The organism is Frigidibacter albus (assembly GCF_009908165.1).
Lineage (GTDB): Bacteria > Pseudomonadota > Alphaproteobacteria > Rhodobacterales > Rhodobacteraceae > Frigidibacter > Frigidibacter albus.
In genome coordinates, this window is the sequence record NZ_JAAAUC010000002.1 from 171,448 (window position 1) to 191,035 (window position 19,588).

At 67.4% G+C, this 19,588-nt stretch carries 18 protein-coding genes; 15 read left to right on the forward strand and 3 right to left on the reverse strand.

Annotated elements, in window-relative coordinates; all coding sequences use genetic code 11:
• Positions 1-75 precede the first annotated feature (75 nt).
• The 9 genes from GVY41_RS03390 (at position 76) to GVY41_RS03430 (ending at position 8,980) form a co-directional block, all read left to right on the forward strand.
• Complete coding sequence (locus GVY41_RS03390; protein ID WP_308421076.1) at positions 76-2,001, forward strand: SLC13 family permease; 1,926 nt, start codon at positions 76-78, stop codon at positions 1,999-2,001.
• Positions 2,002-2,145: 144 nt separating this feature from the next.
• Positions 2,146-3,678 carry an acyl-CoA carboxylase subunit beta gene (locus tag GVY41_RS03395; protein WP_161344055.1) on the forward strand — a complete coding sequence of 511 codons (1,533 nt, stop codon included), beginning with the start codon at positions 2,146-2,148 and terminating at the stop codon, positions 3,676-3,678.
• A 28-nt stretch (positions 3,679-3,706) separates the two neighbouring features.
• Positions 3,707-4,075 (forward strand): DUF6497 family protein, encoded by a 369-nt coding sequence (locus tag GVY41_RS03400; protein ID WP_161656856.1) that lies wholly within the window; start codon positions 3,707-3,709, stop codon positions 4,073-4,075.
• Positions 4,076-4,286: 211 nt separating this feature from the next.
• Positions 4,287-4,418 carry a hypothetical protein gene (locus GVY41_RS20485; protein ID WP_161656857.1) on the forward strand — a complete coding sequence of 44 codons (132 nt, stop codon included), beginning with the start codon at positions 4,287-4,289 and terminating at the stop codon, positions 4,416-4,418.
• A 99-nt stretch (positions 4,419-4,517) separates the two neighbouring features.
• A complete protein-coding gene (locus tag GVY41_RS03410; protein ID WP_161343678.1) occupies positions 4,518-4,928 on the forward strand; it encodes a hypothetical protein in 411 nt (136 codons plus the stop codon).
• Positions 4,929-5,256: 328 nt separating this feature from the next.
• Positions 5,257-5,466 (forward strand): hypothetical protein, encoded by a 210-nt coding sequence (locus tag GVY41_RS03415; RefSeq protein WP_161343676.1) that lies wholly within the window; start codon positions 5,257-5,259, stop codon positions 5,464-5,466.
• A 180-nt stretch (positions 5,467-5,646) separates the two neighbouring features.
• Positions 5,647-5,850, forward strand: coding sequence for a hypothetical protein (locus tag GVY41_RS03420; RefSeq protein ID WP_161343674.1), 204 nt, complete (start codon positions 5,647-5,649; stop codon positions 5,848-5,850).
• Between the two features lie 129 nt (positions 5,851-5,979).
• Positions 5,980-7,980 (forward strand): acetyl-CoA carboxylase biotin carboxylase subunit, encoded by a 2,001-nt coding sequence (locus GVY41_RS03425; protein WP_161343672.1) that lies wholly within the window; start codon positions 5,980-5,982, stop codon positions 7,978-7,980.
• Position 7,981: 1 nt separating this feature from the next.
• Positions 7,982-8,980, forward strand: coding sequence for a DUF6492 family protein (locus GVY41_RS03430; protein ID WP_161343670.1), 999 nt, complete (start codon positions 7,982-7,984; stop codon positions 8,978-8,980).
• Between the two features lie 34 nt (positions 8,981-9,014).
• Here GVY41_RS03430 and GVY41_RS03435 read toward each other — a convergent pair whose 3' ends face one another.
• Entirely contained in the window at positions 9,015-9,557 is a 543-nt protein-coding gene (locus tag GVY41_RS03435; RefSeq protein ID WP_229725921.1) for a DUF4174 domain-containing protein, read from the reverse strand.
• Between the two features lie 109 nt (positions 9,558-9,666).
• On the opposite strand from GVY41_RS03435, the gene scpA reads away from it, so the two are divergent.
• From scpA to GVY41_RS03465, 6 genes are all read left to right on the forward strand, one after another.
• On the forward strand, positions 9,667-11,811 hold the full coding sequence (gene scpA / locus GVY41_RS03440) for a methylmalonyl-CoA mutase (protein ID WP_161343668.1): 2,145 nt from the start codon (positions 9,667-9,669) through the stop codon (positions 11,809-11,811).
• 226 nt (positions 11,812-12,037) lie between these two features.
• Positions 12,038-12,646, forward strand: coding sequence for a VOC family protein (locus GVY41_RS03445; protein ID WP_161343667.1), 609 nt, complete (start codon positions 12,038-12,040; stop codon positions 12,644-12,646).
• 44 nt (positions 12,647-12,690) lie between these two features.
• Positions 12,691-13,179 carry a GNAT family N-acetyltransferase gene (locus GVY41_RS03450; RefSeq protein ID WP_161344049.1) on the forward strand — a complete coding sequence of 163 codons (489 nt, stop codon included), beginning with the start codon at positions 12,691-12,693 and terminating at the stop codon, positions 13,177-13,179.
• A 302-nt stretch (positions 13,180-13,481) separates the two neighbouring features.
• Positions 13,482-14,174: a tellurite resistance TerB family protein gene (locus GVY41_RS03455; protein ID WP_161343666.1), complete on the forward strand. Its 693-nt coding sequence runs from the start codon at positions 13,482-13,484 to the stop codon at positions 14,172-14,174.
• A gap of 40 nt (positions 14,175-14,214) precedes the next feature.
• Positions 14,215-15,246 (forward strand): endonuclease/exonuclease/phosphatase family protein, encoded by a 1,032-nt coding sequence (locus tag GVY41_RS03460; protein WP_161343665.1) that lies wholly within the window; start codon positions 14,215-14,217, stop codon positions 15,244-15,246.
• 37 nt (positions 15,247-15,283) lie between these two features.
• A complete protein-coding gene (locus GVY41_RS03465) occupies positions 15,284-15,691 on the forward strand; it encodes an AAA+ family ATPase (protein WP_161343664.1) in 408 nt (135 codons plus the stop codon).
• Between the two features lie 8 nt (positions 15,692-15,699).
• Here GVY41_RS03465 and GVY41_RS03470 read toward each other — a convergent pair whose 3' ends face one another.
• On the reverse strand, positions 15,700-17,253 hold the full coding sequence (locus GVY41_RS03470) for a Ppx/GppA family phosphatase (protein ID WP_161343663.1): 1,554 nt from the start codon (positions 17,251-17,253) through the stop codon (positions 15,700-15,702).
• Positions 17,254-17,386: 133 nt separating this feature from the next.
• On the reverse strand, positions 17,387-19,564 hold the full coding sequence (locus GVY41_RS03475) for an RNA degradosome polyphosphate kinase (RefSeq protein WP_161343662.1): 2,178 nt from the start codon (positions 19,562-19,564) through the stop codon (positions 17,387-17,389).
• Positions 19,565-19,588 lie beyond the last annotated feature (24 nt).

Here is a 19,588-nt window from a genome sequence, read left to right on the forward strand (position 1 = left end):
TGTTGAAACTTCTGCCTGTCTCTGGTCGTTTCCAGTTTCTGGGCGATTGGCGCCAGAGCCCTGACCGAAAGCCGCATGATGACGCTTCCCCAAATTCTGATTACGCTGATCCTGGTGGCCACACTGGCGCTGTTCCTGTGGGGGCGGTTCCGGCATGACGTGGTGGCGCTGGCCTCGCTGATGGCCTGCGTGCTGGCCGGACTGGTCGAGCCCGATGCCGCCTTTGCCGGGTTCGGCCATCCGGCGGTGATCACGGTGGCCTGTATCCTTGTGATGAGCCAGGGGCTGCAGAATACCGGCGCGGTGGACTGGCTGGCGCGGTCCGTGCTGCCGCGCAATGCCGGGCGCACCGTCAGCCTGGTGGCGCTGATCGGGCTTGGGGCGGCGCTGTCGGGCTTCATGAACAACGTGGGCGCGATGGCGCTGCTGATGCCGATCGCGGTGCAGCTGTCGGGGCGGATCGACCTGACCCCGGGTCAGGTGCTGATGCCGCTGGCCTTTGGCACCATCCTTGGGGGCATGACCACGCTGGTCGGCACGCCGCCCAACCTGATCGTGTCGGGCTTCCGGCGCGAGGCGGGGGGGGCGCCGTTCGAGATGTTCGACTTTGCCCCCGTGGGCCTTGCGGTCGCGGTGCTGGGGGTGCTGTTCCTGGCGCTGTTCTGGCGGCTGGTGCCGGCACGCAAGCCGGCGGGGGGCGAGGGGTTCGATACCGGCAGCTACCTGACCGAGGTGCGGATCCCGGCGAAAAGCAAGGCGGTGGGGCTGACCCTGCGCGCCTTCGAGCGCGAGATCGCGGCGAGCGGCGCGCAGATCGCCACCATCGTGCGCAACGAGGTGCGGATGACTGCGCCGCATGGCGGGCGGATCATCCGCGAGGATGACGTGCTGATGCTGCTGGCCGACGTGAATGCGCTGGCCGAGGCGCTGTCGGTGTTCGGGATCAAGCTGGAGCAGCAAAAGCCCGCGCCGGAGAAGGCAAAGGTGGAGGCCGCCGAGACAGAGGCGGGGGCGGAGGCGGAGGCCGATGTCGTCGCGCCGGCGGAAGCTCTGGTCGCCGAGGAGACCGCGGCAGAGGAGGGGGCTGAGACGGCGGCCGCCGAAGAAAACGCCCCGGAGGAGAAGGCGGCCGGTGAGCGGGATGAGGAGATCGTGCTGCGAGAGCTGGCGGTGCTGCCTTCTTCGTCCATCGTCGGGCGCTCGGCCAGCGATCTGAAGCTGCGCACCCGGTACGGGCTCAACCTGCTGGCGGTGTCGCGCGCGCATCAACCGCCGCGGGCGCGGCTGCGCGAGGTGAAGCTGCAATCGGGCGACCTGCTGATGATGCAGGGCCCGGCCGAGGTGATGGCGGATTTCATCAACGAGAGTGGCTGCGTGCCCTTGGGCGAGCGCGAGCTGCGCATCCCTGACAAGCGCATGGCGCTGATTGCCGGGGCGATCATGTTGGTCTCGGTGCTGGTGGTGACGCTGGGGCTGTTGCCGGCGGCGGCGGCGTTCGCGCTTGGGCTTCTGGCGACGATGCTGGCCAAGACCGTGCCGCTGCGGCAGATCTACACCTCGATCGACTGGCCGGTGGTCGTGCTGCTGGCGGCGCTGATCCCGGTGGCGGGGGCGATGCAGACCACGGGCGCGGCGGATCTGCTGTCGCGGTTCCTGGTGGAGACGATTGCGCAGGGCAACGCGGTCGCGGCGCTGGCGGTGGTGCTGATCGTGACGATGACGCTGTCGGACGTGATGAACAACGCCGCCACTGCGGCGGTGCTGTGCCCGATTGCCATCGGCATCGCCTCGGCCCTGGGGGTCAACCCCGACAGCTTCCTGATGGCGGTGGCCATCGGCTCGTCCTGCGCGTTCCTGACCCCGATCGGGCACCAGAACAACACGCTGATCCTTGGCCCCGGCGGGTTCCGCTTCAGCGATTACTGGCGGCTTGGGCTGCCGCTGGAGCTGTTGGTGGTCGTGGTCAGTCTGCCGCTGCTGCTGTGGGTCTGGCCGCTCTAGTTCGCAACTTCGCAATTTGCGCTGCGGGCATTGGCAAGGCTTTGCAAATTTTCTGGAAAGGGCTTTGTGCTGCAGGTGCGCCCGTATAGGGTGCCCCAAATTGCCATGCCTGCAAGCAAGGCAGCCATCGCCCGGGGGGACATGATGAAAGACATCCTGCAACAGCTGGAAGACCGCCGCGCCGACGCCCGTCTGGGCGGGGGTCAGCGCCGGATCGACGCGCAGCACGCCAAGGGCAAGCTGACCGCGCGCGAGCGGATCGAGCTGCTGCTGGACGAGGGCTCGTTCGAAGAGTTCGACATGTTCGTGCGCCACCGCTGCACCGATTTCGGGATGCAGGAGGACCGGCCCGCAGGCGATGGCGTGGTCACCGGCTGGGGCACGATCAACGGCCGCATGGTCTATGTGTTCAGCCAGGATTTCACGGTGTTCGGCGGGTCACTGTCGGAAACCCATGCGCAGAAAATCTGCAAGATCATGGATATGGCGATGCAGAACGGTGCGCCGGTGATCGGGATCAACGACAGCGGCGGGGCGCGGATCCAGGAGGGTGTTGCGTCGCTGGCCGGGTATGCCGACGTGTTCCAGCGCAACATCATGGCCTCGGGCGTGGTGCCGCAAATCTCGCTCATCATGGGCCCCTGCGCGGGCGGCGCGGTCTATTCGCCGGCGATGACCGACTTCATCTTCATGGTGAAGGACACGTCCTACATGTTCGTGACCGGCCCTGATGTGGTGAAGACGGTGACGAACGAGATCGTCACCGCCGAGGAACTGGGCGGCGCCAGCACCCACACCCGCAAATCCTCGGTCGCCGATGGTGCCTTCGAGAATGACGTGGAGGCGCTGGCCGAAGTGCGGCGGCTGTTCGACTTCCTGCCGCTGAACAACCGCGAGAAGGCGCCGGTGCGGCCGTTCTTCGACGAGCCGGGGCGGATCGAGGACAGCCTCGACACGCTGATCCCCGACAACCCGAACCAGCCCTATGACATGCGCGAGCTGATCCTGAAGACCGCGGACGAGGGCGATTTCTACGAGATCCAGAAGGATTTCGCCGGAAACATCATCACCGGCTTCATCCGGATCGAGGGGCAGACGGTGGGCGTTGTGGCCAACCAGCCGATGGTGCTGGCCGGGTGCCTCGATATCGACAGCAGCCGCAAGGCCGCGCGGTTCGTGCGCTTCTGTGACGCGTTCGAGGTGCCGATCCTGACCTTCGTCGATGTGCCGGGCTTCCTGCCGGGAACGGGCCAGGAATATGGCGGCGTCATCAAGCACGGCGCCAAGCTGCTGTTCGCCTATGGCGAGGCGACGGTGCCGAAGGTGACGGTCATCACCCGCAAGGCCTATGGCGGGGCCTATGACGTGATGGCCTCCAAGCATCTGCGCGGCGATTTCAACTATGCCTGGCCGACGGCCGAGATTGCGGTGATGGGGGCCAAGGGCGCGGTGGAGATCCTGTATCGCAGCGAGCTTGGCGAGCCCGAGAAGATCGCGGCGCGGGTGAAGGATTACGAGGACCGTTTCGCCAACCCCTTCGTGGCGGCCGAGAAGGGCTTCATCGACGAGGTGATCCAGCCGCGGTCCACCCGCAAGCGCGTGGCGCGGGCCTTTGCCAGCCTGCGCAGCAAGAAGCTGACCAACCCGTGGAAAAAGCACGACAACATTCCGCTTTAAGGGGGTAGGCGTGCGGGGGGGAATCGTCATGTGCATCGCAATGCTGGCCGGGGCCGCTGCTTGGGCCGAGGAGATCGTCACGCCGTCCGGCATGGCGGTCACCTGGCTGGAAACGGTGCATGGCGCGCCGGGGCCAGAGGGGCTGACGGCGCGGTTCCGGTTCCTGGCGCCCGCGATTGCCGGGGATGTCGCCTTCGAGACCGCCGCCGAGGACATGCACTGGCTGTGCGAGAGTTTTGCCTTGCCCCGCCTGTCGGTCATCGGGCCGCAGCCCTCGCAGGTGGTGATCTCGCTGGCGGACCGCGACCTGCCCTTCGGGCAGACCGACCCGGAGGCGGTGCAGTATTTCGAGGCCTACCGCCCGGCGGGCGATGTCTGCGAATGGGAGATGTTCTGATGCAACCCCGGCCCCATGACTCTTGCCTGTGCCGCGGCGCGGCACCTGAGTCTTCGCGGCCACATTCCGCCGTTTTGCATGCGATGGGCTGTCGCTGCGCCCCGGCCTGCGATATGATGGCGGCTGGTCAGTCTCAAGTGACCTGTATCGCGGAAATGAGGCAGGCGGGGGAGTGTGAGGCCCCCACCATAACAATAAACAGGAGAACACCATGTCGAAAAAAGTCTTGCTCGCGGTCGCCCTCGTGGCGTTCGTGGCTGCCTGCGCCAAGAAAGAAGAAGTCGTCTATGTCGAGCAGCCGATGGTTTCGGCCGAGCCCGTCTATACCGGCAAATACAAGTAACGATCCCGGGCTGGCCGCCGTCCGGGTGACGGCGGCCGCCCAATCGGTTGCTCTCCAGCCCGCCGGCCAGTGCCGAGCGCATAATGCGGAGAGCATCCCATGCTGAAACATCGCGGCTTTCCTGGCCGTCTTCCCAGCACCGACTTCCAGTTCGTCATTCGCCGGGCCGTCAAGAAAAAGGGCCCGACCAAGATCATCCGGCGCGAGCGTTTCCGCGACCGCAATCTTGCCGACCGCAAGGCCGATGCCGGCTTCATGGCGGCGCTTTGGGCGCATTTCGGCGAAGAGCCGTTCGTGCGGGGCAATCTCGATGCCGGCCGCCTGTCCTGGCTGTTCGGGCGCGAGGTGGTGCCGGCCGAGGACCCGTTCGACCCCGCCAGCTATGACGCGCTGCTGAAGATCAACCTAAAGATCGCGCAGGCGTCCTTCCCGCAGGTCTTCGCCGAGGACGCCGAGGATTTCGGTTTCGACGCGGACGACGATTACGACGACCTGGACGAGGACGAGTAAGCGTGATGCCGCCGTGCCCCCCAGCCATTTGGCACCATCCCGCGCATGGCCCGGGACGCGGCGCCGTGGCGGTTGATCGGGCGCGGGGCGCGGCGCATGTTTGGGATGTGGCGCCGGCCTCCAGCCAGGTGGGCGCCCAGGTTCGTTGCAACCCTTCCCCTGACTCTCGGCCTGATCCCTTGTGGATCGGGCCGCTCTTTTCGCCGAGGCTGCAGGATTTTCGGCGGCTCCCTGCCTATGATCTGGGTTCACGCGAAATTCGCTTTCCGGGCGCGTCGGATGCGCTAGAATGTTGCGACATAACAACCCGTTCTGGAGGCGGAGCAACATGCGCAATTCGAAATTCATTATCGCTGCAATTTGTCTGTCGGCACTCGCCGGCTGCATGCAAACCGACGGCCAGCGTGCAATGGCCGGCGCCGCTGCGGGCGCGATCATTGCCGATGCGACCGACAACAACGTGCTTACCGGCGCAGCTCTCGGCGCTGGCGCCGGCGCGCTCTGCGACGACGCCGGCATCTGCCGCCGCGCCTACTGATCCCGCGACCGCTGCTGCGCCTTCGGATGTAGCAGCGGGCCGGCCTGCCTTCGGAAGGACCGTCATGCCCCTTGGGTGTGGCGGTCCTTGCCGTTCCGGCGCAACCGGGTTCGGGAACCATGTCGTCCCCGCCGGGGTTGGGCCTGCGAAAGCCATTTCCCAACCTGGAGGACATTCGACATGCAAAGCACACGTATCCGTCTCACTGGCGCAGTTCTGGCCATCGGCCTTCTGGCGTCCTGCGGGGAGAACGATTTCGAGCGTGCCGCCGTCGGCGCCTCGATCGGTGGTGTCGGCTCGGCGCTCACCGGCGGCTCTGCCGTCAAGGGCGCGGTCATCGGCGGCGCTGCGGGCGCGCTCTGCGACGACGTCAACCTCTGCTGACGCAGCGCGCCTGACCGGCGCGCGGTTCGCTATCCACCAGTTTCAGGCTGCCGGGGCATCACGTCCCGGCGGCCTTTTTCATGCCTGCGCCCTGCCGGGCGGCAGCAACGTCACCGCACGGGGAGTGCCATGTTCAAGAAGATCCTGATCGCCAACCGGGGCGAGATTGCCTGCCGCGTCATCAAGACCGCCCGCAAGATGGGCATCAAGACGGTCGCCGTCTATTCTGATGCGGACCGCAATGCGCTGCATGTGAAGATGGCGGATGAGGCGGTGCATATCGGGGCCTCGCCCGCGGCGCAGTCCTATATCGTGATCGACAAGATCATGGACGCCGTGCGCCAGACCGGCGCCGAGGCGGTGCATCCGGGCTACGGCTTCCTGAGCGAGAACATGAACTTCGCGGCCGCTTTGGAAGCAGCTGGCGTCGTGTTCATCGGCCCGCCGTCCCCGGCGATCGAGGCGATGGGCGACAAGATCACCTCGAAGAAGCTGGCGCAGGAGGCGGGGGTGTCCACCGTGCCGGGCTATATGGGCCTGATCGCGGATGGCGACGAGGCGGTGAAGATTTCGGGCCAGATCGGCTATCCGGTGATGATCAAGGCCTCGGCCGGCGGTGGCGGCAAGGGGATGCGCATCGCCTGGAGCGAGGGCGAGGTCAAGGAAGGCTTCGAGTCCTCGAAAAACGAGGCGGCGGCGAGCTTTGGCGATGACCGGATCTTCATCGAGAAGTTCGTGACCCAGCCCCGGCATATCGAGATCCAGGTGCTGGCCGACCAGCATGGCAACTGCGTCTACCTGCATGAGCGTGAGTGCAGCATCCAGCGCCGGAACCAGAAGGTCATCGAAGAGGCGCCGAGCCCCTTCCTCGACGAGGCGACCCGCAAGGCGATGGGCGAGCAGGCCTGCGCGCTGGCGAAGGCGGTGGGCTATACCAGCGCCGGGACGGTGGAGTTCATCGTCGATGGGGCGCGGAATTTCTATTTCCTCGAGATGAACACCCGTCTGCAGGTGGAACATCCGGTCACCGAGCTGATCACCGGCGTCGATCTGGTCGAACAGATGATCCGCGTGGCGGCCGGCGAGCCGCTGCCGTTCAAGCAAGAAGACCTCAAGATCAACGGCTGGGCGATGGAAAGCCGGCTCTATGCCGAAGACCCCTATCGCAACTTTCTGCCCTCCATCGGCCGGCTGACCCGCTATCGCCCGCCGGTGGAAAGCAGCACGCCCGATGCCGTGGTGCGCAATGATACCGGCGTCTTCGAGGGCGGCGAGATCAGCATGTATTACGACCCGATGATCGCAAAGCTCTGCACCTGGGCGCCGACGCGCCTCGGGGCCATCGAGGAGATGCGGCTGGCGCTCGACACCTTCGAGGTCGAGGGGATCGGCCACAACCTGCCCTTCGTCGGCGCGGTGATGGACCATCCGCGGTTTGTCTCGGGCAACATCACCACGGCCTTCATCGCCGAGGAGTACCCCGACGGCTTTCAGGGCGCGACGCTGACGGAAGGCACCCTGCGCCGCGTGGCCGCCGCCGCCGCCGCGATGCACCGGGTGGCGGAGATCCGGCGCACGCGGATTTCCGGCCGGCTTGGCAACCATGAGCGCCATGTCGGCGACGACTGGGTGGTGGCGCTGCAGGGGGAGAGCCATGCGGTGACCATCGCGGCCGACCCTGACGGCGCGACGGTGACCTTCGAGGATGGCAGCCAGCACCGCGTCACGTCGGATTGGGTGCCGGGGCAAAGCCTCGCGCGGCTGGATGTGGATGGCACGCCGCTGGTGCTGAAGGTCGGCAAGATCCCGCAGGGCTTCCGCCTGCGGCTGCGCGGCGCCGACCTCAAGGTGCATGTGCGCAGCCCGCGCCAGGCGGAGCTTGCGGCGCTGATGCCCGAGAAGATGCCGCCCGACACCTCGAAATTCCTGCTCTGCCCGATGCCGGGGCTGATCGTGAAGATCAATGTCGCCGAGGGCGATGAGGTGCAGGAAGGGCAGGCGCTGGCCACGGTCGAGGCGATGAAGATGGAGAACATCCTGCGCGCCGAACGCAAGGGCATCGTCAAGAAGGTCGCCGCCTCGCCAGGCGCGAGCCTGCGGGTGGACGAAGTGATCATGGAGTTCGAATGACATGACCCCTGCCTTCGACTTCCTGACCGTCACCTTCCGCACCGAGCTGCCGATGTTGCGCCTGCAGGCGCGGTCGATGGCACGGTTTCTGGATCCGGGCTGCGTGAACCGGATCCTTGTGGTGCTGTGCGATCAGGACGAGGCGGCCTGCGGGCAGGCGGTGGAGGCGATCCGCGGCGAGTGGGGAGGGCTGGCGGGGAAAGTCGAGATCCTTCCCGCCTCGTCCTTGATGACCACGCGCCCGCGTGGCCCGCTGGCCTGGCTGGAACGCACCTGGGTTGCGGGTCCTCGCTGCGCCTGGCGGCCGCTGCGCGACCGGGCCCTGGGGCGCAAGCCCAAGATCTATGGCTGGAAGTCCAATTCGGGCTGGCTGCTGCAGCAGGCCTGCAAGCTGCTGGCGGCGCGGGTGGCCAGTGGCAGCCATGTCGTGATCCTCGACACCAAGAACTTCTTCTTGCGCCCGGTCGGCGCGGCGGATTTCGTCGATGCCGAGGGCAGGCCGCGGGTCGAGATGTCCTCGCTGAGCCCCAATATGCGCAAATGGGCGGAGGCCTCTGCCAAGCGGATGCGCTATAAACTGCCGGAGGGCGTTGAGATCCCCCTGTCGCTGACGCCGACGGTGCACCGACGCGAGGAGATGGTGGCGGCGGTGGACAAGATCGAGGCGCGGGTCGGGCTGCTGGAATGCTTCTTCGCCCGGCGCAGCGCGAAATCGACCGAGTTCATGCTGCTCTACGCCGCGATGGAGGGAGGCAGCCCTGGCTGGTTCGCGCGCTTTGCGCCCTCGCCGAGCCCGGTGGGCCGAGTCATCCGCCCGGAGTTGCTGGATGAGGTCATCGCCAGGTCCGAGACCGAAAACCGCGCGATGATGGCGCTGCACCGCAAGCATTTCTTCCGTCTGACCGCTGCGCAGAAGGATTCGGTGCTGCGGCTGCTTCAGCGCTGCGGCCTGACAAAGCCCGGCGAGACGGCGGCCGACATCTTCGGGGAGGACCGCTGATGTGCGGCGCGGCCTTGCACCGGGCCAGTGCCGCCTATGGCGTCAGCCGGCGCGTGCGCAGTTCCTCTTGGCGCAGCGGCATCTTGTCGATGGCGCGGCTGATCTCGCGCACCGTCCAGGGGAAGGGCTTGCGCTGTGCGATCTGGCCGTCCTTGTCCATCAGCACCAGCATGAAGCCGCGGGGGCGCAGTTTCTGGCGGATCTCGGTCTCGGCCTCGGGGTCGGCGTCGAAGATCACCACGACGTCGCGCATCGCCAGTTCGTCCGGCTGCTCGGCCAGCATCCGCATCTGGTCGGCGAAGCCGGGGTTGTCGGGGCTGTCGGCAAAGACCAGCACCAGCCGCTTCTGCCACCGGAAGTCGTCGATGCTCAGCCCCTCGGCCGGCAGCGGTGCAGAGTCGTCCACGGCGGCAGTAGGCGCTTCTGTCGCAGGCTCTGCCGCCGGATCGGCAGGGGCTGCGGTGCTGTCCGCGGCGATCATGCCGGCGCGGGGCGCAGGGATCTGGTCCTGCGCGGTGGCCGGTTGGGCCAGCAGCGCAAGGGCGAGGGCAGCAAGCGGTGTGAGATAAAGGGTCATCCATCCTCCTGTTCCCTTGGATATAGGGGCGCAGGGGCGTGATGGACAGGATTGAAACGCGGTTCTTGCATCAGATGATGTTCGCAGAGCCGGGAAGAGAGGACATGTCATGACACAGAAGCCTGAAGCCGCCGATCTGGATGCCTGGCGCCAGCTTGCCGCGAAGGAGCTCAAGGGCCGCGACCCGGACACCCTTGCCTGGGACACGCTGGAGGGGATCGCGGTCAAGCCGCTCTATACCGCTGCCGATGTCGAGGGGCTGCCGCATCTGAACTCGATGCCGGGCCTCGCGCCCTTCACCCGCGGTGTGCGCGCCACGATGTATGCCGGCCGGCCCTGGACCATTCGCCAATATGCGGGCTTCTCCACCGCCGAGGCGTCGAACGCCTTCTACCGCAAGGCGCTGGCCGCCGGGCAGCAGGGCGTGTCTGTGGCCTTCGATCTGGCGACGCACCGGGGCTATGACAGCGACCATCCGCGCGTGGTGGGCGATGTCGGCAAGGCAGGGGTGGCCATCGATAGTGTCGAGGACATGAAGATCCTGTTCGACGGCATCCCGCTGGAAAAGGTCAGCGTTTCGATGACCATGAACGGCGCGGTGATCCCGATCCTGGCGAATTTCATCGTGACGGGGGAAGAGCAGGGCGTGCCGCGGGCCGAGCTGTCGGGCACGATCCAGAACGACATCCTCAAGGAATTCATGGTGCGGAACACCTATATCTATCCGCCCGAACCCTCGATGCGGCTGATCGCCGACATCATCGAATATACCGCCGCCGAGATGCCCAAGTTCAACTCCATCTCCATTTCCGGCTATCACATGCAGGAGGCGGGCGCGAACCTGGTGCAGGAGCTGGGGTTCACCCTGGCCGACGGGCGCGAATATGTGCGCGCGGCGATTGAGCGGGGCATGGATGTCGATGCCTTTGCCGGACGGCTGAGCTTCTTCTTTGCCATCGGCATGAACATCTTCATGGAGGCGGCCAAGCTCAGGGCGGCGCGGCTGCTGTGGCACCGGATCATGACCGAGTTTGGCGCCAAGAAGCCCGGCAGCCTGATGCTGCGCACCCATTGCCAGACCTCGGGCGTGTCGCTGCAGGAGGCGGACCCCTACAACAACGTGGTGCGCACGGCATACGAGGCGCTGGCGGCGGCGCTTGGCGGCACCCAGTCGCTGCACACCAATGCGCTCGATGAGGCGATTGCCCTGCCGACCGAGTTCTCGGCCCGGATCGCGCGCAACACCCAGCTGATCTTGCAGGAGGAGACCGGGATCACCCATGTCGTCGATCCGCTGGCGGGGTCGTATTACGTCGAAAGCCTGACGGCAGAGCTGGCCGAGAAGGCCTGGGCGCTGATCGAGGAGGTGGAGGAGATGGGCGGCATGACCAAGGCCGTCGCCACCGGGATGCCCAAGCTGCGGATCGAGGAAAGCGCGGCGCGGCGGCAGGCGGCCATCGACCGCGGCGAGGATGTGATCGTCGGGGTCAACAAGTATCGCCTCGCCAAGGAAGACCCGATCGACATCCTCGACGTGGACAACGTGGCGGTGCGCGTCTCGCAGGTGGCGCGGCTGGAGCAGATCCGCGCGACCCGGGACGAGGCCGCCTGCTCGGCCGCACTGGCCGAGATCGAGCGGCGGGCGGCCGAGGGGGGCAACCTGCTGGAAGCCGCCGTGGCAGCGGCCCGGGCGCGGGCGAGCGTGGGAGAGATTTCGATGGCGATGGAGAACGTGTTCGGCCGGCACCGCGCCGAGGTGAAGACGCTCGCGGGCGTCTATGGCGCCGCCTATGACGGCGACGAGGGCTTTGCCGCGATCCAGGCGGATGTGGAGGCCTTTGCCGAGGAAGAGGGCCGCCGCCCGCGGATGCTGGTGGTGAAGATGGGGCAGGACGGGCATGACCGCGGCGCCAAGGTGATCGCCACCGCCTTCGCCGATATCGGCTTTGACGTGGACGTGGGCCCGCTGTTCCAGACGCCGGAAGAGGCGGCGCAGGACGCGGTGGACAACGACGTGCATGTGATCGGCATCTCCAGCCAGGCCGCGGGCCACAAGACGCTGGCGCCGAAGCTGGTCGAGGCGCTGCAGGCGGCGGGGGCAGGGGACATCCTGGTGATCTGCGGCGGGGTCATTCCGCAGCAGGATTACCAGTATCTCTATGACCGCGGCGTCAAGGCGATCTTCGGGCCGGGGACCAATATCCCCTCGGCGGCGAAGGATATCCTGAAGCTGATCCGCGCCGCGCGGAAGTAGGGCCTGTCCCCTCCGGAACGACAAAAGGCGCCGCGGGATGCGGCGCCCTTTGTGTTTGTGAAGGCCTCAGGGGATGACCGGGCTTTCCGCCTGATCCGTATGCGCCTTCCGGTCATCGGCCCTGCGATGCAGAGGTACCGGCTGTCGTGTCGTCCCTTCCGTGAACCCCACTGGGGACTTGCGGTCGCCGATGCCGCATTTATGCTGGTGCGAAAGGGGTTTGCCGATGCTGGAGCTTGATCATCTTGCCGTGACCGCGCCCTCGCTCGAAGAAGGGGTTGCGGCGATTGAATCGGCGCTTGGCGTGGCGCTGGCGCCCGGCGGGCGCCATGCGCATATGGGCACCTGGAACCGGCTTCTCTCGCTGGGGCCGGGGCTCTATCTCGAGGTGATCGCCCCCGATCCTGCCGCCCCGCGCCCGGCCTGGCCGCGCTGGTTCGGGCTCGACACCCGCGCCTCGGTGCGGCTGACCAACTGGGTGGCGCGCACGGGGGATCTGGAGGCGGCGCTGGCCACGGCGCCGGCGGGGGCAGGGGCGGCGGTGGACCTTGACCGCGCCGATCTGCGCTGGCGGATGGGGATCCCGGCCAGCGGCCTGCTGCCCTATGACGACTGCTTCCCGGCGCTGATCCAGTGGCAGTCGGGCGGCCATCCGTCGGAACGCCTGCCCGATGCCGGCTGTCGGCTGCGGCGGCTGGTGATCGGCCATCCGCAGGCCGCCGAGATGTCGGGGCTGCTGGCGCTGGCCGATCCGCGGCTGGTGCTGGTGGTGGATGGCACCGTGGGACTGACAGCAGAGATTGAAACCCCGTCCGGAGTGAAAGTGCTGCAATGACCGCCCCCGCCGCGGAGACCGTCCGCGTTCCCGACTCGGCCCCGATGGTGCGCCCGGCGCGCCCGGGCGACATTCCCGCGATCCTCGGGTTCTGGAACCCCATCGTCCGCGAAACGACGGTGACCTTCGCCAGCGACGAGAAGACCGAGGCCGGGTTGCTGGCGACCTTCGCCGAGCGGCGGGCGGGCGGGCATGAGTTCTTCGTGGCCGAGGATGCCGCGGGACGGGTGATCGGCCTGGCCACCTACGCCCAGTTCCGCGGCGGCAACGGCTATGCCCGCGCGATGGAGCACACCATCATCCTGGCGCCAGAGGCGCGGGGCCGCGGTGCGGGGCGCGCTCTGATGGCGGCGGTGGAGGACCATGCCCGCGCGGGCGGCGCCCATTCGATGATCGCCGGGGTCTCGGCCGAGAATGACGCCGGCATCGCCTTCCACGCGGCGGTCGGCTACCCCGAGGTGGCGCGGATCCCCGAGGTCGGGTTCAAGTTCGGCCGCTGGCTGGATCTGGTGATCATGCAGAAGATGCTGTGAGGCAATCTGGGCGTGCAGTAACAGAGGGCTGCGCCTGTCCGCCGGGTGGGCGCTGCAACGCTCGTTCTAGGCACTTTATGGTGCGGCGTAACTCCACCGGATTTCTAGGCACGACGGTGGGGCGCGCCCGCCCGAGGGGGCGGACGGGCGCGGCCCGGCGGCGCTAAAGCGCCTTGTTCCGGGCAAGGAAGGAAGGAACGAACTCCAGCGGCGACTTTCGTTCTAGCGAGAAATTTCCTCCAACCCTCCCCCGGCTCCCATGACGCGCTGACACGGCGCTGCACTGCGGCTATGATACCCCCATGTCGATCTGGACCCGCATCTCCGACGCGCTGTCGGCCCTCGCCAATGGCGAAGGGCTGTCGGCGGTTCTGGACCGGCTCTGGGGCGGCGCAACGCCCCCGGAACGCTCTGTCGCCTTTACAATCGCGGTGATCGCGCTTGGCGCGAAGATGGCCAAGGCCGATGGCATGGTGACGCGGGACGAGGTCGCGGCCTTCCGCCGGGTGTTCACCATCCCCGAATCGGAGACGGCCCATGCCGCGCGCGTCTTCAACCTCGCGCGGCAGGATGTGGCGGGCTTCGACGCCTGGGCGGCCAAGATCGCGCGGATGTTCGGCCCCGGCGCGCCGGCGCTGAAGGATCTGATGGAGGGCCTCTTTCACATTGCCGTGTCGGATGGCGGCTATCATCCGGCCGAGGATGCGTTCCTGGCCGAGGTGGCGCGGATCTTCGGGCTGGATGAGCGCTGCTTCCGCTCGCTGCGCGCGCGGCATGTCGAAGGGGCGGAGCGCGACCCGTGGGAGGTGCTGGGGCTTGACCAAGGCGCGACCAAGGCCGAGGCGCGGGCCGCCTGGCGCGCGGCGGTGCGCGACAGCCATCCTGACCGGCTGGTGGCGCGGGGCCTGCCCGAGGAGGCGGTGAAGCTGGCAGAGGCGCGGATGGTGGCGATCAACCGCGCCTGGGAGGAGATCAGCGGCAAGCGCGCCGCCTGACGGGGTCGGTTTGCGCGCAAGGCGCGCGGGAGGAGGCCAGATGCGGATCGCGACCTACAATGTCGAATGGTTCGCCAACCTCTTCGACGTGCAGGGCAGGATGCTGGCCGATGGCGGCTGGTCGGCGCGCCACAATGTCACCCGGGCGGATCAGCTGGAGGCGCTCGGGCTCGTCTTCACCGCGATGGATGCCGATGCGGTGCTGATCGTCGAGGCGCCCGACACCAATCGCCGCCGCAGCACGGTGGCGATGCTGGAGGCCTTTGCCGCCCAGTTCGAGCTCCGCTGCCGCAAGGCGGTGATCGGCTTCGTCAACGGTACCCAGCAGGAGCTGGCGCTGATGTATGATCCGGACCGCCTGACCGCCCGCCATGACCCGATGGGCGAGACCGGCGCGCCGGAGGCCGGCTTTGCCGCCCCGCGCTTCGATGGCAGCTACCGGATCGACCTCGATATCGACGCGACGCTGGACACGGTGCGCTTTTCCAAGCCTCCCTTGGAACTGGCCCTGCAGACCACGGCGGGCACCGACCTGCGGCTGATCGGGGTGCATGTGAAGTCCAAGGCCCCGCATGGCGCCGATACCCCCGAAAAGGTGATGCGGCTGGCGATCCAGAACCGGCGCAAGCAGCTGGCCGAATGCATCTGGCTGCGCCAACGGGTGGTGGAACATCTGACCGCCTGCGAGAACCTGATCGTGCTGGGGGATTTCAACGACGGCCCTGGCCTTGATGAATACGAAAAGCTGTTCGGCCGCTCGGGGGTGGAGATCGTGCTGGGGGAGGACGCGCCCGCGGATCTGCGCCTGCATGACCCCCATGCCCGCCTGCGCTCTGCCCATGCCACTGCGGCGGGGCCGGCCTCGGCGCGGTTCTATCTGGATGCCGAGGGGCAGTATTTCTCGGCGATGCTGGATTTCGTGATGATCTCTCCCTCGTTGCTGAGCCGGCACCCGAAGTGGCGGATCTGGCACCCGTTCGACGACCCGGCGATCTACAAGGTTCCGGAGCTGCGCGAAGCCTTGCTGACCGCCTCGGATCACTACCCCGTGACGCTGGACATTGATCTGTGACCTACCGGGCTACCCCGGATTGGCATAGGATGGCCCCATGAAATATGCCCTGACGCTCGCCCTGCTTCTTGCATCGCCCCTGACGGCGCAGACCCTGCCCGAGGAGGCGCCGGACGAGCGGGGCCTGTGGGAGCGGGGCGCCGACCGGCTGCTGCAGAACCTGCTGGACGAGATGGCCCCGGCACTGGACGAGGCCGAGCAAGCGTTCCGCGAGATGGAGCCGACCTTCCGCGCCATGCTGCCGATGATGCGCGAGCTGGCCGAGATGGTGGGCGATATCGACCACTACCACATGCCGGAAAAGCTGCCGAACGGGGATATCCTGCTGCGGCGCAAGCCGGATCTGCCGCCGGAGCCGGAGACCCCGCCGGAGCGCGACCCGGAACGTCCGATGCCGCAGCCCGGACTGCCGGACCTTGGTCCGGGCGAGCAGATCGAGATTTAGCCCTGACTCTAAGGCGCCGCGCCGGCGCTGCGCACCTTGGTGGTGACCCCCATCGCGGTCGCCAGCGAGGCAAAGCGCGCTGCGGTCACCTCGCCGAACAGCGCCTCGTCCGCAGGGTTCAGCACCAGCTCCAGCAGCTTCTTCTTGGGGTAGAGCTTCAGGCTGCCCGCCTCATCCGGCGACTGGATCGAGAACATGGCACCAAAGCGCATGGCCTTGCCGAGGATCTCGGCGTCGCGCAGGTCTTCGGGGGGCAGCAGCGCGAACATCGGCTCCATCCGGCTGCCGGCGCGGCTGTTCTTGTAGCGGTGCAGCAGCGCGAGGCCGAGGAAGATCCGGTCCGGATGGCCAAGCCCGCCAAGGTTGGCGCGGGTAACGTTGTCGAAACAGGCCTCGGCCCGGTAGTCGGGGTGGGTGCGCCATGAGGTGTCATGCAGCAGGCAGGCCGCCTTGACGATGCGCAGCCGTTCGGGCGGGGCCTTGGCGAAGATCGGCAGCAGGAAATCATAGAGCCTGCGGCCAAAGCCGGGCAGGCGCGCCTGTGTCGCCTCGGCGAAGCGGCAGGCCTCGATCAGCGGGTCGCGGCGGCGCAGGCGGTCGGGCATCTGTTCGTAGAGCAGCCCTTCGCGGATGCCGTAGGACGACACGTCCAGCTCCTTCGGGCGAAAGGCGCGGATCAACTCGGCCAGCACCTGCGAGGCCAGCGGCACCAGATCCATCCGTTCGGCCGAGGTGCCGGTGCGGGCGCGCAGCACGCCGAGGTCGTTCTGGGCGATCCACTCGACTGTTTCCAGCAGCGAGGCCGGGGTCATCCGATATTCGTGCAGCACCGTCATCGGATAATTGCGCCGTTCCATGTCCAGCCGGGCGATGGCGCGCCAACTGCCGCCGACAAGGTAGATGCGGTCATGCTGGCGGCCGATCTGCGCCTTGAGGCCCGACATGATCGCCGCGATATGGGCCTTGAGCGCCTTGGGCCCGCCTTCGACCTGTTGCAGGCGGAAGGGCCCCAGCGGCGAGGTGACGCGGCGGCCGATCTCGCCATTCGCCACCTCGGCCAGCTCCATCGAGCTGCCGCCGATGTCACAGACCAGCCCCTCGGCCTCGGGCCAGCCCAGAAGTACGCCCTGCGCGGACAGGCGCGCCTCTTCCTCGCCGTCGATCACATGCAGGCGTAGCCCGGTCTCGCGCAGCACCTCGGCCTGGAACTCCGCGCCATCCTCGGCCTCGCGCACCGCCGCTGTCGCAACGCAGGTGAGGGGGGCCATCTTCATCCCTTCGGCCAGCAGCGCGAAACGCTTGAGCGCGGCCATCGCCCGCTCGCTGCCCTTGGGGTTCAGCCGGCCGGTGCTGGACAGGCCCTGACCCAGCCCGCACATGACCTTTTCGTTGAAGAAATAGGCGGGGCTGCGGGCGGCGCCGTCGAACACCACCATCCGGACAGAGTTCGATCCGACATCGACCACCCCGACCCGGCTCAGCGCGCGGGCCGATGGGTCCTCGAACAGAGGGCGTCCAAACGGCCCCCAGTCATCGCCGGGCGCCTCGGTCGTGCCATCCATCGGATCTTCCCCAGTTTCGGTCGAGCGAGGGGCACCCGCTGCGCGCGGCCGGCCCCCCCGAGTCACCTGGCGACCTTGCCGCCGCGTTGCGGCAAGGTCAATGCGCGACGCGCAGTCAGGGGGCGGGCACGCCTCAATCCGCCGAATGCGCCAGCCGCGGAACATCCGCTGCCCCGGCCTTGCCGCGGCCGGACAAAGAGGGGTTGTCCATGAAGAAACGGTGACAGCTGAACAGGTCGGTCTTGCCGTCCGGCAGCGGGCGCACGAAACGGCCATCGGGCTGCAGGATCCAGCTTTGCGCCTCGTCCGCAAGGTTGGCGGCCATGATCTGGTTGACGATCTGCGCCTTGACGGTGGCGTTCTTGATCTCGACCAGCGTTTCCACCCGGCGGTTCAGGTTGCGGCCCATCCAGTCGGCCGAGGAAATGAACACCCGCGCCTTGCCCGAGGGCAGGCCGTGGCCATTGCCGAAACAGACGATGCGGCTGTGTTCGAGGAAGCGCCCGACGATGGATTTCACCCGGATATTCTCGGACAGGCCCACGATGCCGGGCCGCACGCCGCAGATCCCGCGGATGATCAGGTTGATCCGCACCCCGGCCTGGCTGGCGGCATAGAGCGCGTCGATCACCTCGGGTTCGATCAGGCTGTTCATCTTGGCCCAGATCTCGGCCGGGCGGCCGGCGCGGGCATGGACTGCCTCGCGCCCGATCATCTCGATCAGCCGCGCCTTGAGCGAGATCGGCGAGATCGACAGGTTTTCGAGCCCCGAAGGCTGCACATAGCCCGACAGGTAGTTGAACACCTTGGTCGCATCGCGGCCAAGCGCCGGATCGCAGGTGAAGAACGACAGGTCGGTATAGATGCGCGCGGTGATCGGGTGGTAGTTGCCGGTGCCGAAATGGGTATAGGTCACCAGGGCATCGCCCTCGCGCCGCACCACGGTGCTGATCTTGGCATGGGTCTTGTAGTTGACGAAGCCATAGACGACATGCGCCCCCGACCGTTCCAGCCGCCGCGACTGGCGGATGTTGGCGGCCTCGTCGAAGCGGGCGCGCAGTTCCACCAGCGCGGTGACCGACTTGCCGGCTTCTGCCGCCTCGCACAGCGCGCCGACGATGGGGCTGTCGCGGCTGGTGCGGTAGAGCGTCTGCTTGATCGCCAGCACGTCAGGGTCGGCCGCGGCCTGCTGCAGGAAGCGGATGACCATGTCGAAGGTTTCATAGGGGTGGTGCAGCAGCATGTCCTTTTGCCGGATCGCGGCAAAGATGTCGCCGTCATGGTCCTGCACCCGCTCGGGGATGCGCGGCACGAAGGGCGGCCATTGCAGGTCGCGGCGGTTGTCGAGCACCAGTTCCTTGAGGTCGGCCATCCCCAGGAGGCCCTTCACCTCGACCACCTCGTCGGGTGTCACGTCCAGCTCTTCCATGATCAGCGCGCGCAGGGTATCGGGCGCGCCGGCGGTGATCTTCAGGCGGATGACCTCGCCGCGGCGGCGGCGCTTCAGCGCGGTCTCGAACTCGCGCACCAGATCCTCGGCTTCTTCCTCGACCTCGAGGTCGCTGTCGCGCAGCACCCGGAAGGCGCAGTGCCCGGTATCGGCATAACCGGGGAACAGGCTGTCGAGATGCAGCAGCAACAGCTCTTCGAGCGGCAGGAACCGCGCCTCGCCCTTGCGGCCCGCGGGCAGGGCGATGAAGCGGGCGATCTGCTGCGGGATCGGCAGCAGCGCCTGCAAGGGCCGGCGGTCGGACACGCGCTGCAGCTCCAGCGCAAGGCAGAAGCCGGTATTGGGGATGAAGGGGAAGGGGTGCGCCGGGTCGATGGCCAGCGGCGAGAGCACGGGGAACACCCGGCTCACGAAGAAGTCGTGCAGGAAGGCGCGGTCGCGCACCGTCAGCCGGGCGCGGGTCATCAGGCAGATGCCGGCCTTCTGGTTTTCGCGCCGCAGCTTGGTCCAGACCGTCTGCTGCATCGCCATCAGGCGCCGCGCCTCGGCATTGATCTTCACCAGCTGCTCGGCGGGCGTCATGCCGTCATCGGAGGGCTGGCTGGCGCCATTGCGCACCAGTTGGCGCAGGCCGGCGACGCGCACGGTGTAGAACTCGTCGAGGTTGGTGGCCGAGATCGACAGGAAGCGCAGCCGTTCCAGCAGCGGCACGCGCGGGTTGCGCGCCTCGTCCAGCACGCGCCAGTTGAAGGCCAGCCAGCTCAGCTCACGGTTGAAAAACCGCTGCGGCCCGTCGCGGCGGGCGGCGGGAAGCGCCTGCGGGGCGGGAAACGGGGCATTGAGGAAATCGGCTTGGGTCATATGTGCTGCTCGGGCTGCGCTTTT